Origin of the sequence: Aquibacillus sediminis (assembly GCF_005870085.1) — a bacterium.
Lineage (GTDB): Bacteria > Bacillota > Bacilli > Bacillales > Amphibacillaceae > Aquibacillus_E > Aquibacillus_E sediminis.
Genome location: NZ_SZNM01000005.1, coordinates 110,356 through 122,957 on the forward strand (window position 1 = coordinate 110,356; position 12,602 = coordinate 122,957).

Sequence of the window (12,602 nt, forward strand, 5' to 3'; positions counted from 1 at the left end):
GAAAAAATTACGTGAAAGCGATTGACATTTTTAGGAAACATGATATGCTACTTTATAAATAATTAAATACCAAAAGTCCACTAGGGGTACCTTTCAATTGGATGCAATTCGTTCGATCGGGACGTTGTGAGAAGATTGACGGAAAGGTTGAGATTAAAGTAAGGCTTTAAGACCCTTGGAACCTGATCTGGATTATACCAGCGTAGGGAAGTGGTGTTGCATCGATTATAGGAATGTTAGATTTATACTGTCTAAACATGCAACCACTTTCTTTTTGCTGAGTAAAGAAAGTGGTTTTTTTGTATGGAAAAAAGGATGGGTGTTATGAAACCAACTAAAATACATATTATCTCAACCGGCAAACAGGAAGCAGATGTCTTTTCCAAGATAGCTGCTAGCATTCACCCTTATGTTGATGCCATCCATATTCGAGAAAAATCAATGACTGCAAAACAGATCTATGAGCTTGTAGGATTGTTGCAAAAACATCATGTACCATTATCTAAACTAGTGATCAATGATCGCATCGATGTGGCGTATGCAACAAAGGTTGGAGGGGTGCAGTTGGGGTATCGGTCGATGCCTGTTGAGGTTGTCAAACAGACGTTTCCTGGTTTACGAATTGGGTGTTCTGTTCATTCTCTTAAACAAGCAAAACAAGCAGAAGTAAATGGGGCTGACTATCTCATTTATGGACATATTTTTCCTACAAATTCAAAGCCAAACCTAACTCCTAGAGGGATAGAGCAATTGAAACAAGTTAACCAGCATGTACAAATACCGGTTTTTGCAATAGGTGGAATCAAACCAAGCAATGTACATCAAATCATTGAGGCAGGTACTTCAGGGATTGCGGTCATGTCAGGTGTGTTAGAGGCAGCAAATCCAGTTCAGGCCGTGAATGCATATGTGGAGAAAATGTCCATATAGTTTGGGAAGGGAGTATGTAAAAATATGGTGGTAAAACATTATGACGCAATTGTCGTTGGTGGTGGCGTGAATGGCGGAGCTGTTGCTTATGCTCTAGCTAAAAGAGGAAAAACAGTGTTGCTGTTAGAAAAGGATAGGCTTGCAAGCAAATCGTCTGGTGCTGCAGCAGGAATGCTTGCTGCTCAAGCAGAGTTGAATGAAGATGGTCCATTGTTTCAGTTAGCCAGAGCAAGTCGTTCGATGTTTCCAGCAATTGCTGAAGAAATAAAGTCACTAACTGGCATTGATATTGAGTTGATTAACAAAGGCATGTTGAAAATTGCACAATCTGAAGAACAAGAGCAACAATATAAAGACATTATAGCGATCCAACAAGCAGCAAACGAACAAGCAGATTGGTTAACAGGTGCAGAGGTTCGTCGTCTTGAACCAGCACTCGCAGACACCATTCGTGGTGCAATGTATATTGAAAAAGATGGGCAAGTTTCTGCCCCTAAACTTAGTCTAGGACTGTTAAAAGCTGCAGTGGTTCAAGGGGCAATAATTAAAGAACATGTCACTGTTGAATCATTCCTATTTGAAAAAAGTCATGTCACGGGTGTCTCAACTAATCAGGGCACATTTACAGGGGATCATGTGATTGTTACAGGTGGTGCTTGGAGTCAACAGTTGTTAGCACAAACAGGCATGCACTTACAAACCTATCCCGTTAAAGGGGAATGCCTTTCTGTTCAATCCAACCAACCATTATTGTCACGCACAATTTTTTCGCATGGGTGCTACCTTGTTCCAAAAGTGGGCGGAAGAATTGTGATTGGGGCAACAGTAAAACCAGATTCATTCAATGAAAACGTGACAATGGGTGGCATTGCAACGTTGATGGAAAAAGCAAAAAACTTAGTGCCTAAGGTTACAGAGGCAGAATGGGAAAGAGCTTGGGCTGGCATCCGACCACAAACCAATGACGGATTGCCATATTTAGGGGAACACCCCAACTATAATGGCTTGTCCGTAGCAACAGGGCATTTTCGTAATGGTATTTTGCTCGCGCCAATTACCGGGGAACTGATTGCTGATTTGGTTGACCGTAAACCAACAGCAATCGATCTAACACCATTTCGAGTAAACCGTCATAAAAAATTGTTTGTGTAGGGAGGAGAGGAAAGAGTATATGGAACTATTCATTAATGGAGATACCGTCACGGTACAAGACACGGTTCAAACCGTAGTTGAGTTGTTGGAACATTTTGAATTAGATCAGAAAAAAGCGATCGTTGAGTTGAATGCAACCATTTTAGATAAAGAATCCTATTCAAAAACAAAAATCCAGGATGGCGATCGATTAGAAATTGTACATTTTGTAGGAGGCGGATGATTATGTTAAAAATTGGAAACTATAACTTTACGTCAAGATTATTACTAGGAACGGGGAAATATCCAGACTTTGATATTCAAAAGCGAGCAGTTGACGTTTCAGAAACAGAAGTGTTAACATTTTCGGTTCGACGCATGAATATCTTTGAACCAAATCAACCGAATTTTTTGGAAAAATTAGATGTCGACAAGTACACATTGTTACCAAACACGGCTGGTGCAAAAACCGCAGAGGAAGCGGTTCGAACTGCTAAATTGGCAAAAGCATCTGGACTATGTGACATGATAAAGGTAGAAGTGATCGGTGATCAAAAAACACTACTTCCAGATCCTGTAGAAACATTAAAAGCTACCGAAGAATTGCTTAAATTAGGCTTTACTGTGTTACCGTATACGTCAGATGATGTCTTGCTAGCAAAACGATTAGAAGAATTAGGGGCACATGCGATCATGCCTGGTGCTTCCCCAATCGGTTCTGGTCAAGGAATTATTAATCCATTAAACTTGAGTTTTATTATTGAACAAGCGAAAGTGCCTGTGATTGTCGATGCAGGAATTGGTACCCCTTCCGATGCAACGAAAGCAATGGAACTTGGCGCGGATGGTGTGTTACTCAATACAGCAGTTTCGGCAGCAGACGATCCAGTTAAAATGGCAGAAGCGATGAAGTTGGCAATTGAATCAGGGCGTTTAGGCTATGAAGCAGGCCGTATTCCGAAAAAACGATACGCAACCGCAAGTAGTCCGACAGAAGGGATGAGCATTGTTGAGTGATCGTTATTCTCGACAACAATTATTTAAACCAATTGGACCTGATGGACAGCAAAAAATTGGTAAGAAGCATGTACTTGTCGTAGGTGCAGGTGCACTTGGTACAGGTAATGCTGAAGGATTAGTTCGAGCAGGTGTTGGCAAATTAACAATTGTCGACCGTGACTATGTGGAATGGAGCAATTTGCAGCGCCAACAATTATATGTCGAGGCTGATGCGGAAGAACGAATGCCAAAGGCTGTTGCCGCTGAGAAACGACTAACCCAAATAAATGCAGAAGTCAACATCGATGCGCGTGTACTAGATGTCGGCGTGCAAGAACTCGAACAACTTGTCGAAGGCGTCGATTTAATAATCGATGCGACTGATAACTTTGATATTCGCATGATGGTCAATGATATTTCTCAAAAGTTCGAGATTCCTTGGATTTATGGGGCGTGTGTTGGTAGTTATGGAATTAGTTATACTATTTTACCTGGAGAAACGCCATGTCTTCATTGCCTGCTAGAGACGGTTCCAATTGGTGGGATGACTTGTGATACAGTTGGGATCATTAGTCCAGCTGTCAACATGGTTGTATCCTACCAGTTAACAGAGGCATTAAAAATTTTAGTGGAAGATTTTCAAGCATTGCGAAGAAAGCTCGTTTCATTTGATTTATGGAACAATCAACATACTGCCATTAATGTGGATAAGATTAAAAAAGAGACTTGTTTATCTTGTGGCACCAATCGAACTTATCCAAACTTAGCTTTTGAAAACCAAACGAAAACAGCAGTATTGTGCGGAAGAGACACGGTCCAAATTCGTCCACCTGTGCAGCAGGAACGAAATTTAGATCAATTAGCGTTCATGCTTTCAAATCAAGGTGGCAAAGTGGATCAAAATCCTTATCTACTATCGTTTTCGATTGAGGACCACCGACTAGTCGTTTTTAAAGATGGGCGTGTGTTAATCCACGGTACAAAAGATATCGCCGAAGCGAAGACATTGTATCACCGATATATCGGGTGATCCATTAGAGAAAGTATCTTTATCAATAGATAAAACAGGATCAGAGTAACCTAAGTAGTTTGTTATTGAAAGGAAAATTAAATAAAACATAGTGAATCATAGAATTTTGGGAGGTGAAATTGCCTCCCTTTTTATATGCTTAAGGTGATAAGAAAAGATAAGATAGAATATTCTGCATGTAGTATTGATTATTTGTTAAAATTTATATAGCAACTATCGCAGCAGTTATGTGAAAAAAGAAATTTGTTTATCCGCAGTAAAATTGGACTGAAAAGAGGGAGTTGTTTGAGGAAAGTCATAATAATTGTACTTATAAGCATGTGCATTATTTTTGTTGGAGGTTATGCTTCGATAAATCTATATACCAAAGCAAAACTTGATCATGTAGAAGAAAATGTAACAGAACACAACCCTGAAATAACTAAAGTAGTGTCAATAAATAGTATTGGTCAATGGGGAGAATGGTTCTCGGAATATTCATTAGTTGTTTTAATTGAAGGTGAAAAATATCGGGTGTGGACAAGTGGAGATGGAGAAATTACAGATAAAATGCCAGTAGAATGATATGAAGCATACGGGGCTAATTTAACAAACATAATAAAAAAGGCATTGCTGGAAGTAGCAATGCCTTTTGCTATATTCTTAATCGTTGTATTTACATAGAAATTAACAATAGTTTTCGCACCATTTTCAACAATATGCATTACGGTAGATGGTGAAATAGGATTTATTCGACTACACGCTTGGAGAACAAGTAGTTAGGTCCCCAATATGGGTGCTCTAATACATTTTTAGTAATATCAACACCTAGTGATGTGGAGGCATGAATCATACTTCCATCCCCCATGTAAATCCCAACATGACCGATTCTGCCATCCGAATACAAGTCACGGTTGGTAAAGAACATCAAATCCCCAGCTTGTAGATTTGTCACTGTTTTACCAATACTTGCTTGGTCTCTTGAAACACGGGGAATGTCAGTGCCATTATTTTTAAATACGAGTTGTGTATAGGAAGAGCAATCAAACAGTTTCGGCGCTTCGGCGAGTGTCGCCCCAAATTTATACCCTGCACCAAGGTATTTTTTCGCTTCTGTAAGGATGTTTTGTCTTAATGTTGTGATGCTTGTTTCAGATTTCTTTGTCGGTGTTTGTTCACGGGTAGGTTCCGTTTCTTTCATTTTATTTCTAGCAGGGATTTTTAAGCGTTGACCGTCTTTTATTAGATTGGATGTTAAATTATTCTCTGCTTTTAATTGTTCGACAGTTGTATGGTGGATACGAGAGATATTCCATAGCGTATCCCCGGTGTGCACAATATATTGGGAAGCGGGTTTTTGGATTTGAACCGAACCATTTTCTTTCTTAAAAGTAATATAAGAATTAAATAAAGCACCACCAGCATGCAATGAGATATAAGCTGTTTCGTTTACCCATCTTGGAGCTTTAATGTTGACATATTCGTTTCCTTTTTTCGCTTTGGTTCCCCCCATCGTTGTTCGAATCGTTGTGGAACCATCCGTGATTTCGTATGTTTTGGTTTTCTCTTCAAATTTAATGTGGTTGTAACCTAGTAGTTTAGCTAATTTTACAAACGGTAAATAGTACGTACCATCAATCTTTATTGGATTGATTCCATCTACAGCCTTCCCATTAATAGCGATCTCCGCGGTTGGCACATTTTGATATTGTGCATGTGCTGTAGTAGCTCCACTAGAGATCAAGGCAGCAACTAACAAAAGCATTAATGCTTTTCGGAGTCGATTCGTTTGATGTGTTAACATAGCAATGCTCCTTTTTTATCTTTTTTTATAAGTTGTGTTTTGTGTGAAATTTTATACCAATTTTATCTCTTCCATTTATAGTAAAGAGGGAATAAGACTTGGTGAGAAAGGCCATCCTTTTGTCTTTGTTTTACAAGTTTCCTTAATTTTGTCATATTTAATGCTAAAGCTTGAGAAACTAGGAATTTTTGTCTACAATTTTAACATGAGAAGTAAGCAGTCTTGATTAGCAAAATAGCTCTTGTATAAACCTATTTAAGAAACTCACATTCTTGATATAGAAAGGGACGATCGATGTGGAATATGATGCGCAAATAAAAAATAGAATGAAACGAATTGAAGGCCAAGTAAGAGGTCTATTAAAAATGATGGAAGAAGAAAAAGAGTGTCGAGATGTTGTGACGCAAATGTCTGCAGTCCGAAGTGCGATCGATCGTACCGCTGCTCTAATTGTCAGCTCAAACCTTGAACGTTGTATCCGAGAAGAAAAAAAAGAGGGGGAAAGCTCAGAAGACTTAATCAAAGAAGCTGTCGATTTACTTGTTCGCAGTCGATAAATGAAAAACACTTGGATATACATCTACGTAATCCAGGTGTTTTTTTTAAAATAGGTAAAAAATGAAATTGAATTGATTCATGCTTTTTTTATAGTACTATTTAAACTACCTACCACTTAGCTAAAGCTGGAAGTGGGGGAGTCCTACGAACACCAGTGTGAAGATGGGGGTCTCGCCTAATTATTGATAAAGGAAATATTAGTTGGAATGCGATTAGAAAAAAGCCATATGGCGTAAAGGAAGCGGTTTTTATTTATGATTTCATTTGATCGAGTCGTAATGGATGGTATTAGTGATATGGTATTTATTGTTCGGGTAGAGGGGGAGTCCTTTTACTATGAATTTTTAAATCGAGCAGCAATGGAACAGACAGGTATGACAAATAGTGCTATTGGAAAAGAAATACGTAAAGTGAATCGATCAAAATTGACAGAGGATCTCTACCACCAATATGTGAAGGCGGTGACATCCAGACAACGTACGAGTATTCCTATCTATCACGATCTAACGAACCAATCTATACAAAAACGATCTTAACACCGTTTAACGATGAACAACAACAGATTGATCAAGTTGTTGCAGTGGTAAAAGATATTACCGATGAAAAACAAGCCAAATTAGAAACTGAAAAAACATTGGAATATTTAGAAGAAAGTAAACAGCGGTATAAATCGTTGTTTCACCATAACTCAGACGCTATTTTTTCTTTAGATTTATCTGGTATAGTTACTAATGCTAATACTGCTGTCCAACAAGTGACCCAGTATAAACGGAAGGAATTATTTGGCCTTTCTTTTTCAACGCTTGTGGTGGAGAAAGACCAATCAACTTATCACGACCTTTTGAACCAGGCGAAAGATGGTGAAACTGGATTTGCCCAATTGAGATTGATCAATAAAGTAGGGGAAACGGTGACAGTTTCAGTGAAAGTAACTCCGTTAATTATAGATGGTACATTATTCGGAATGTATGGGATATTGCGAGATATTACTGATTTTGTTGAAGCCCAAAAACGATTGGCAGAAAGTGAAGAACGTTTTAGAATCATAACCGAAAATGCCCATGATTTAATTTCTTTAATTGATGATAGTGGGACGATTATTTATTGCTCACCTTCCTATCAACAAATTCTTGGGTTTGATAATCATGAATATGAGGGGAATTTATTTTTACATAATATTCACCCAGATGACACTTCTCGAATCAATGAAGTGATATTGAAATCCATTAATAGCGGGGAGCTTTTTACGGTTCAATTTAGGCAATATAATCACGAGGGCGACTGGGTCTGGTCGGAATCCAATGGGACGCCAGTATTTGACAAACATAACCGTTTTAAACATTTAGTTGTATTAACAAGAGATATAACGATTCAAAAGGAGTATGAGGAAAGGTTAGAATACTTTGCCCATCATGATCCATTAACGGGATTACCTAATCGCCGTTACTTTCGCGAGTGTTTAACAGAAGAAGTAAACAAGGTATCTGAAAACCAACAACGACTTGCGGTTATGATGATGGACATTGATCATTTTAAAATGATTAATGATACATGGGGACATGATATTGGTGACTGGGTGATTGAGGAATTTGGAAAACGACTGCAACAGTCGGTACGTGAACACGACATGGTTGGGCGATTAGGTGGCGACGAATTCGTTATTTTATTACCTGAGGTGGAATCTGAGCTAGTAGCGGCTACGATTGCCCAATCGATTCATCAAACGATGCAACGTCGATGGCAAAAAGATGGACAAACCTTCGAGGTAACAACCAGTATTGGGATAGCCTTAGCCCCTCCCGGAGGAGCCACAGAATTTGCAATATTGAAATGTGCAGACAATGCACTTTATGATGCAAAAGAAGCCGGGCGTAACACATATAAAATTAAAGAATTATAGAATAAACATAGGACGATCCAAATGAAATGGATCGCCCTTTTGTATGCTGGTCTCGTGATAAGAATCCGAATGTCCTCCAATAATAAATAATTTGAATAATCGCCACTTAATAAATGTAATCGGCTCCCAAATTTTTATGAAAAACTAGGACTTAGTCACGAGTTAATAAATTCTCTCAAGGCATGTTGGAGAGTTCCCAATGTTTTGGTATCCTTTCCAAAAGAAATCTCTAACTGGGTAATCTTTTGGACAACTTCCTTTCTTAGTCCGGTTATGACCGTTTCACACCCCATCATCGAGGAACCATCAATGATTTTTTTGAAATCGACTGCCACTTCGTCTTCCATTTCAGCAATACCAGATAAGTCAATGATCAATGTTTGTATTCTTGAGAGGCCGATTTCGTCTAACACCTTTTCCTCAATGATTTCTGTTCGTGACTTATCAATCGAACCAATTAAAGGTAGGATAGAAACATAGGAGTTAATTGGGATAATTGGTACAGACAAATTTTCAACTAACTCTTTTTGGGCTTTTATCAAAGTGTCTTTGTATGTAGAATAACTTATAAAAAAGGTATTTAAAAAACTATCCACACGATTGTTAATCTGTTGTTCAAGGCTAAAAAAATCGTTGAATATATGTTTGCTTTGTGCATTATGGTATGTTTGTATAATATTCCATAATGTTCGACGAATGGCTTGAATCCATTCAAGTTTAAAAGATAGCGCAATCGATTGAGATGCCCAGGCAATGCCTTCTTGTTTGGCAAAAGCGCGCAGCTCTTTCTCATTTCCTTCTATTATATATACCACTAGTTTATGGGCGTTATTGACAAGGTCAATATTGCCAATGGTAAGGATCTCATCAATCTTATCCTTAACATTAACAGCCTCTTGTAACAAAATAGCTTCAAATTTTTCGCTATTTTCTTGGAAAAAACCACTAAGTAGTTTAGTATCATTTGGCGCGTTGTCCACCGTGCGTGCCCCCTTTTTTATATATACCCCTTTGACAGATACCCTATGTTTCTACTTTTTAAACATATAAGTATGTTTACTTCCTTTTTTTAGCGTGTTTTGAGTTGATAAGGCATCAAAAAGGTATATCGTATTACAGCATTCCATCATTGGTTCTGTCACTGATTAATTTACTGAATTTCATAGTGATTATATACAGAAGAAATAAATGAACTTTAACAGCACTTTTAAGATTTTTGTTATAATCGTTATATGTATCCTAAAAGTGTTTGAATTCGCATGAAATAATCTTTAGGTAGTTACAGATGAGTCCAGCAGTTGATTGAATTCATGTTAGTGGCACCTAACTTGCACATGCTACCATTAAAAAAGGCGGGAATAAAATGATGACGAGTATTGCACCATTGGGGCTGTTGTTTTCTTTATTGAGTATACTTATACCGATTGTTGTCACCGTGTTAATCTTGATGTGGGTGTATGACATAAAGAAGAAGAGTGCTAAACAAGTCGAACAAAATAATAAGATTATTCAATTGTTAGAAGAATTGAAGCGTTAGGAATAATAGCTGGGGTTCTAACATACAAACCTGTCTCGTAAAGAGGCGGGTTTTTGTTTTAGTAAAACAAAAACTTGTAAATTCAAGGAAATTTACAATCTCTTAACCCTGGCTTTAATCTTTCTTAATATTCAGACGTTATGATGTAATAGAAGCTTGATAGACAAGTAATTTAAAAAATTAGGGGGAAAGAGAAAATGAAAAGTGTAAAGTTAGTAGGTTTTGCAGTATTATTAATGGTAACACTTGGGTTACTAGCAGCATGTAGCTCAGAAGAAAGCTCTGGTGAAGAAGGAAATAATGCAGAACAAACGCAAGAAAACACAGGTAGTGAAGGAACAAGTGAAAACACTGAAGAAGAAGCAGAAATTTCCGGTCCAGTTGCCATTGACGGATCATCGACTGTTTTACCAATCATGGAATACTTAACTTATGAGTTCAATCAGGTTACACCTAGTGTTGAAACATCCTTAAACTCATCTGGTTCAGGTGGTGGATTTAAAAAGTCAACGGTTGGAGAAATTGACTTAAGTAATGCATCACGTCCAATAAAAGATGAAGAAAAAGCGATCGCTGAAGAAAATGGCATTGAATTACATGAGTTAGAACTTGCTTATGATGGCTTATCAGTAGTTGTAAGTCAACAAAATGAGTTTGTTGATAACTTAACAGTAGAGCAATTAAGAGAAATTTTCTTGGCAGATAGCGGAAAAACAAAATGGTCAGATATCAATTCAGATTGGCCTGAAGAAGAAATTGTAATTTATAGCCCTGGACATGATTCCGGAACATTCGATTATTTCAATGAAGTTATTTTAGAAGATCAACCAATGAGAGAAGATGAAAATGTTACATTATCAGAAAATGACAACACATTAGTGACAGGAATTTCGAATGATCCAAATGCAATTGGGTATTTCGGTTATGCGTACTATGCAGAAAATAAAGATACGCTTAAGGTACTAGGAATTGACAATGGCGATGGAGCGGTAAAACCAAATGGAGAAACGATCCAAGATGGCTCTTATTCACCACTTTCTAGACCACTATTCACGTATGTAAATGTTGAGTTTTTACAACAGAAACCTCAAGTTCTTGACTTTACGATTTATGCACTAGAAAATGCTGGTGCTGCTGCGGAACAAGTAGGATATGTTGCATTGACAGATGAGAAATATCAAGAGCAAATCGATACGATCAATGAATTAGCAGGAAAATAATGGGTGATCTTAACAAGAATTACAGGTTTGTTCGTGCGATTCCAATAAAGTTTTTTCTAAGATAGCGGAATGGGTGTCGGCATCATACCAATAAATGTAGTTTCTATTAATTTGCGGAACAGATGTCTGTTCGGAATCCTTATAGGTTTAATTTTTAACAACACTTGTATTTAATTTAAAGATCAAAGCGCTTGGGTAATCTGAGCGCTTTTTTCTAATTAAACCACTCTGTTATTTTATCTCAGGTAAACCAATCCTGTTAGGAAACTTTAGCTAAAAAGACTTATTAGGAGCAAGGCTCCAAGAGCTTCATTTATATAATTCTACATAACTATTATTTTTTCGACAAAAACTTTATAATTTACATTCTCTTAACGATAGCTTTATATTTACTTAATATTTATTCGTTATTATATAAGTGTACCAGATAAACGAGCTATTAAATTAAATCTTCAGGGGGCAAACATAATGAAAAATATAAAGGTGATTATGATGGCAGTACTAACGATCGGATTACTTGCTGCATGTGGAACAAATGAAGGAAACAATGAAAATCAAGATCATGCAGGTGAAGCACAAGAACTTTCAGGTTCCGTTGCCATCGATGGATCTTCGACTGTTTTACCTATTATGGAATTTTTAACCTATGAATATAACATGGTTAAGTCTGAAGTTGAGACATCCCTAAACTCCTCAGGTTCAGGTGGTGGGTTTAAAAAATCTACCGTAGGTGAAATCGACTTGAGTAATGCGTCACGCCCAATTCAAGAAGAAGAAAGAGCCAAAGCGGAAGAAAATGGAACAGAACTACATGAAATAGAGCTTGCATATGATGGTCTTTCTGTCGTAGTGAGTCAACAGAATGACTTCATCGAAAATATAACAGTTGAGCAATTAAGAGATATTTTCTTAGCTGAGAGTGGCAAGACTAAATGGTCAGAGATCAATCCTGAATGGCCTGAAGAAGAAATTTATGTATACAGTCCAGGGCATGATTCTGGTACATTCGACTATTTTAATGAAGTGATTTTAGAAGAAAAGCCAATGCGACAAGATGAGAATGTTACACTATCGGAAAATGACAACACATTAGTAACAGGTATTACGAATGATCCTAATGCAATTGGATTCTTCGGTTATGCTTATTACCTTGAAAATCAGGATAAATTAAAAGTGCTTGGTGTTGATAATGGGGATGGAGCCATTAAACCAAATGGAGAAACCATTCAGGATGGTTCTTATGCACCACTTTCTAGACCATTATTCACTTATGTCAATGCGGAATATTTACAAGATAAGCCCCAAGTTCATGACTTTACTGTCTTTGCACTAGAAAATGCTGGTGCTGCTGCACAACAAGTAGGATATGTTGCATTGCCGGATGAAAAATATCAAGAGCAAATCAAGACCATTAATGAACTTGCTGGACAATAAAATAGAGTCACTTAATAAAACGATAGGATTTACCAATAAAATTGGTAGATCCTTCTATAATGAGTAAGAAAGAAAAGAGG

The 12,602-nt window shown here is 37.4% G+C and carries 14 protein-coding genes and 1 riboswitch; of the genes, 12 read left to right on the top strand and 2 right to left on the bottom strand.

Features of this window, described 5'->3' with window-relative positions:
* Positions 1 to 72: 72 nt before the first annotated feature.
* Positions 73 to 226, top strand: a riboswitch (TPP riboswitch).
* A 98-nt stretch (positions 227 to 324) separates the two neighbouring features.
* The 6 genes from tenI (at position 325) to FCI53_RS07535 (ending at position 4,654) form a co-directional block, all read left to right on the top strand.
* Complete coding sequence (gene tenI / locus FCI53_RS07510; protein WP_342774182.1) at positions 325 to 930, top strand: thiazole tautomerase TenI; 606 nt, start codon at positions 325 to 327, stop codon at positions 928 to 930.
* Between the two features lie 24 nt (positions 931 to 954).
* Positions 955 to 2,082: a glycine oxidase ThiO gene (gene thiO / locus FCI53_RS07515; RefSeq protein ID WP_246050040.1), complete on the top strand. Its 1,128-nt coding sequence runs from the start codon at positions 955 to 957 to the stop codon at positions 2,080 to 2,082.
* A 19-nt stretch (positions 2,083 to 2,101) separates the two neighbouring features.
* Complete coding sequence (thiS, locus tag FCI53_RS07520; protein ID WP_138417429.1) at positions 2,102 to 2,305, top strand: sulfur carrier protein ThiS; 204 nt, start codon at positions 2,102 to 2,104, stop codon at positions 2,303 to 2,305.
* 2 nt (positions 2,306 to 2,307) lie between these two features.
* On the top strand, positions 2,308 to 3,078 hold the full coding sequence (locus FCI53_RS07525) for a thiazole synthase (protein WP_138417432.1): 771 nt from the start codon (positions 2,308 to 2,310) through the stop codon (positions 3,076 to 3,078).
* Positions 3,071 to 4,090 carry a thiazole biosynthesis adenylyltransferase ThiF gene (locus FCI53_RS07530; RefSeq protein WP_138417434.1) on the top strand — a complete coding sequence of 340 codons (1,020 nt, stop codon included), beginning with the start codon at positions 3,071 to 3,073 and terminating at the stop codon, positions 4,088 to 4,090. The genes FCI53_RS07525 and FCI53_RS07530 overlap by 8 nt, the downstream gene beginning before the upstream one ends.
* A gap of 285 nt (positions 4,091 to 4,375) precedes the next feature.
* Complete coding sequence (locus FCI53_RS07535) at positions 4,376 to 4,654, top strand: hypothetical protein (protein WP_138417437.1); 279 nt, start codon at positions 4,376 to 4,378, stop codon at positions 4,652 to 4,654.
* A 163-nt stretch (positions 4,655 to 4,817) separates the two neighbouring features.
* Here the strand turns inward: FCI53_RS07535 and FCI53_RS07540 are convergent, their stop codons facing one another.
* Entirely contained in the window at positions 4,818 to 5,873 is a 1,056-nt protein-coding gene (locus FCI53_RS07540; protein WP_138417440.1) for a C40 family peptidase, read from the bottom strand.
* Positions 5,874 to 6,169: 296 nt separating this feature from the next.
* Here FCI53_RS07540 and FCI53_RS07545 point away from each other — a divergent pair, with 296 nt between their 5' ends.
* From FCI53_RS07545 to FCI53_RS07555, 3 genes are all read left to right on the top strand, one after another.
* Entirely contained in the window at positions 6,170 to 6,430 is a 261-nt protein-coding gene (locus tag FCI53_RS07545) for a metal-sensitive transcriptional regulator (protein WP_138417443.1), read from the top strand.
* 255 nt (positions 6,431 to 6,685) lie between these two features.
* Positions 6,686 to 6,967 carry a hypothetical protein gene (locus FCI53_RS07550; RefSeq protein WP_138417445.1) on the top strand — a complete coding sequence of 94 codons (282 nt, stop codon included), beginning with the start codon at positions 6,686 to 6,688 and terminating at the stop codon, positions 6,965 to 6,967.
* Between the two features lie 44 nt (positions 6,968 to 7,011).
* Complete coding sequence (locus tag FCI53_RS07555; RefSeq protein WP_138417447.1) at positions 7,012 to 8,331, top strand: sensor domain-containing protein; 1,320 nt, start codon at positions 7,012 to 7,014, stop codon at positions 8,329 to 8,331.
* Between the two features lie 155 nt (positions 8,332 to 8,486).
* Here FCI53_RS07555 and FCI53_RS07560 read toward each other — a convergent pair whose 3' ends face one another.
* Positions 8,487 to 9,311 carry an STAS domain-containing protein gene (locus tag FCI53_RS07560; RefSeq protein WP_138417449.1) on the bottom strand — a complete coding sequence of 275 codons (825 nt, stop codon included), beginning with the start codon at positions 9,309 to 9,311 and terminating at the stop codon, positions 8,487 to 8,489.
* Between the two features lie 383 nt (positions 9,312 to 9,694).
* Between FCI53_RS07560 and FCI53_RS21375 the strand changes: the two genes are divergently transcribed.
* The 3 genes from FCI53_RS21375 (at position 9,695) to FCI53_RS07570 (ending at position 12,522) form a co-directional block, all read left to right on the top strand.
* Entirely contained in the window at positions 9,695 to 9,868 is a 174-nt protein-coding gene (locus FCI53_RS21375) for a hypothetical protein (protein WP_171038102.1), read from the top strand.
* 197 nt (positions 9,869 to 10,065) lie between these two features.
* Positions 10,066 to 11,088, top strand: coding sequence for a PstS family phosphate ABC transporter substrate-binding protein (locus tag FCI53_RS07565; RefSeq protein WP_138417451.1), 1,023 nt, complete (start codon positions 10,066 to 10,068; stop codon positions 11,086 to 11,088).
* Positions 11,089 to 11,556: 468 nt separating this feature from the next.
* Positions 11,557 to 12,522, top strand: a complete 966-nt coding sequence (locus FCI53_RS07570; RefSeq protein WP_138417453.1) for a PstS family phosphate ABC transporter substrate-binding protein — start codon at positions 11,557 to 11,559, stop codon at positions 12,520 to 12,522.
* The last annotated feature ends 80 nt before the right edge of the window (positions 12,523 to 12,602 follow it).

Coding starts and splice junctions, on each gene's coding strand:
- tenI (WP_342774182.1), top strand. CDS start 325: ATGAAACCAACTAAAATACATATTATCTCAACCGGCAAACAGGAAGCA.
- thiO (WP_246050040.1), top strand. CDS start 955: ATGGTGGTAAAACATTATGACGCAATTGTCGTTGGTGGTGGCGTGAAT.
- thiS (WP_138417429.1), top strand. CDS start 2,102: ATGGAACTATTCATTAATGGAGATACCGTCACGGTACAAGACACGGTT.
- FCI53_RS07525 (WP_138417432.1), top strand. CDS start 2,308: ATGTTAAAAATTGGAAACTATAACTTTACGTCAAGATTATTACTAGGA.
- FCI53_RS07540 (WP_138417440.1), bottom strand. CDS start 5,873: ATGTTAACACATCAAACGAATCGACTCCGAAAAGCATTAATGCTTTTG.
- FCI53_RS07550 (WP_138417445.1), top strand. CDS start 6,686: ATGATTTCATTTGATCGAGTCGTAATGGATGGTATTAGTGATATGGTA.
- FCI53_RS21375 (WP_171038102.1), top strand. CDS start 9,695: ATGATGACGAGTATTGCACCATTGGGGCTGTTGTTTTCTTTATTGAGT.
- FCI53_RS07565 (WP_138417451.1), top strand. CDS start 10,066: ATGAAAAGTGTAAAGTTAGTAGGTTTTGCAGTATTATTAATGGTAACA.
- FCI53_RS07570 (WP_138417453.1), top strand. CDS start 11,557: ATGAAAAATATAAAGGTGATTATGATGGCAGTACTAACGATCGGATTA.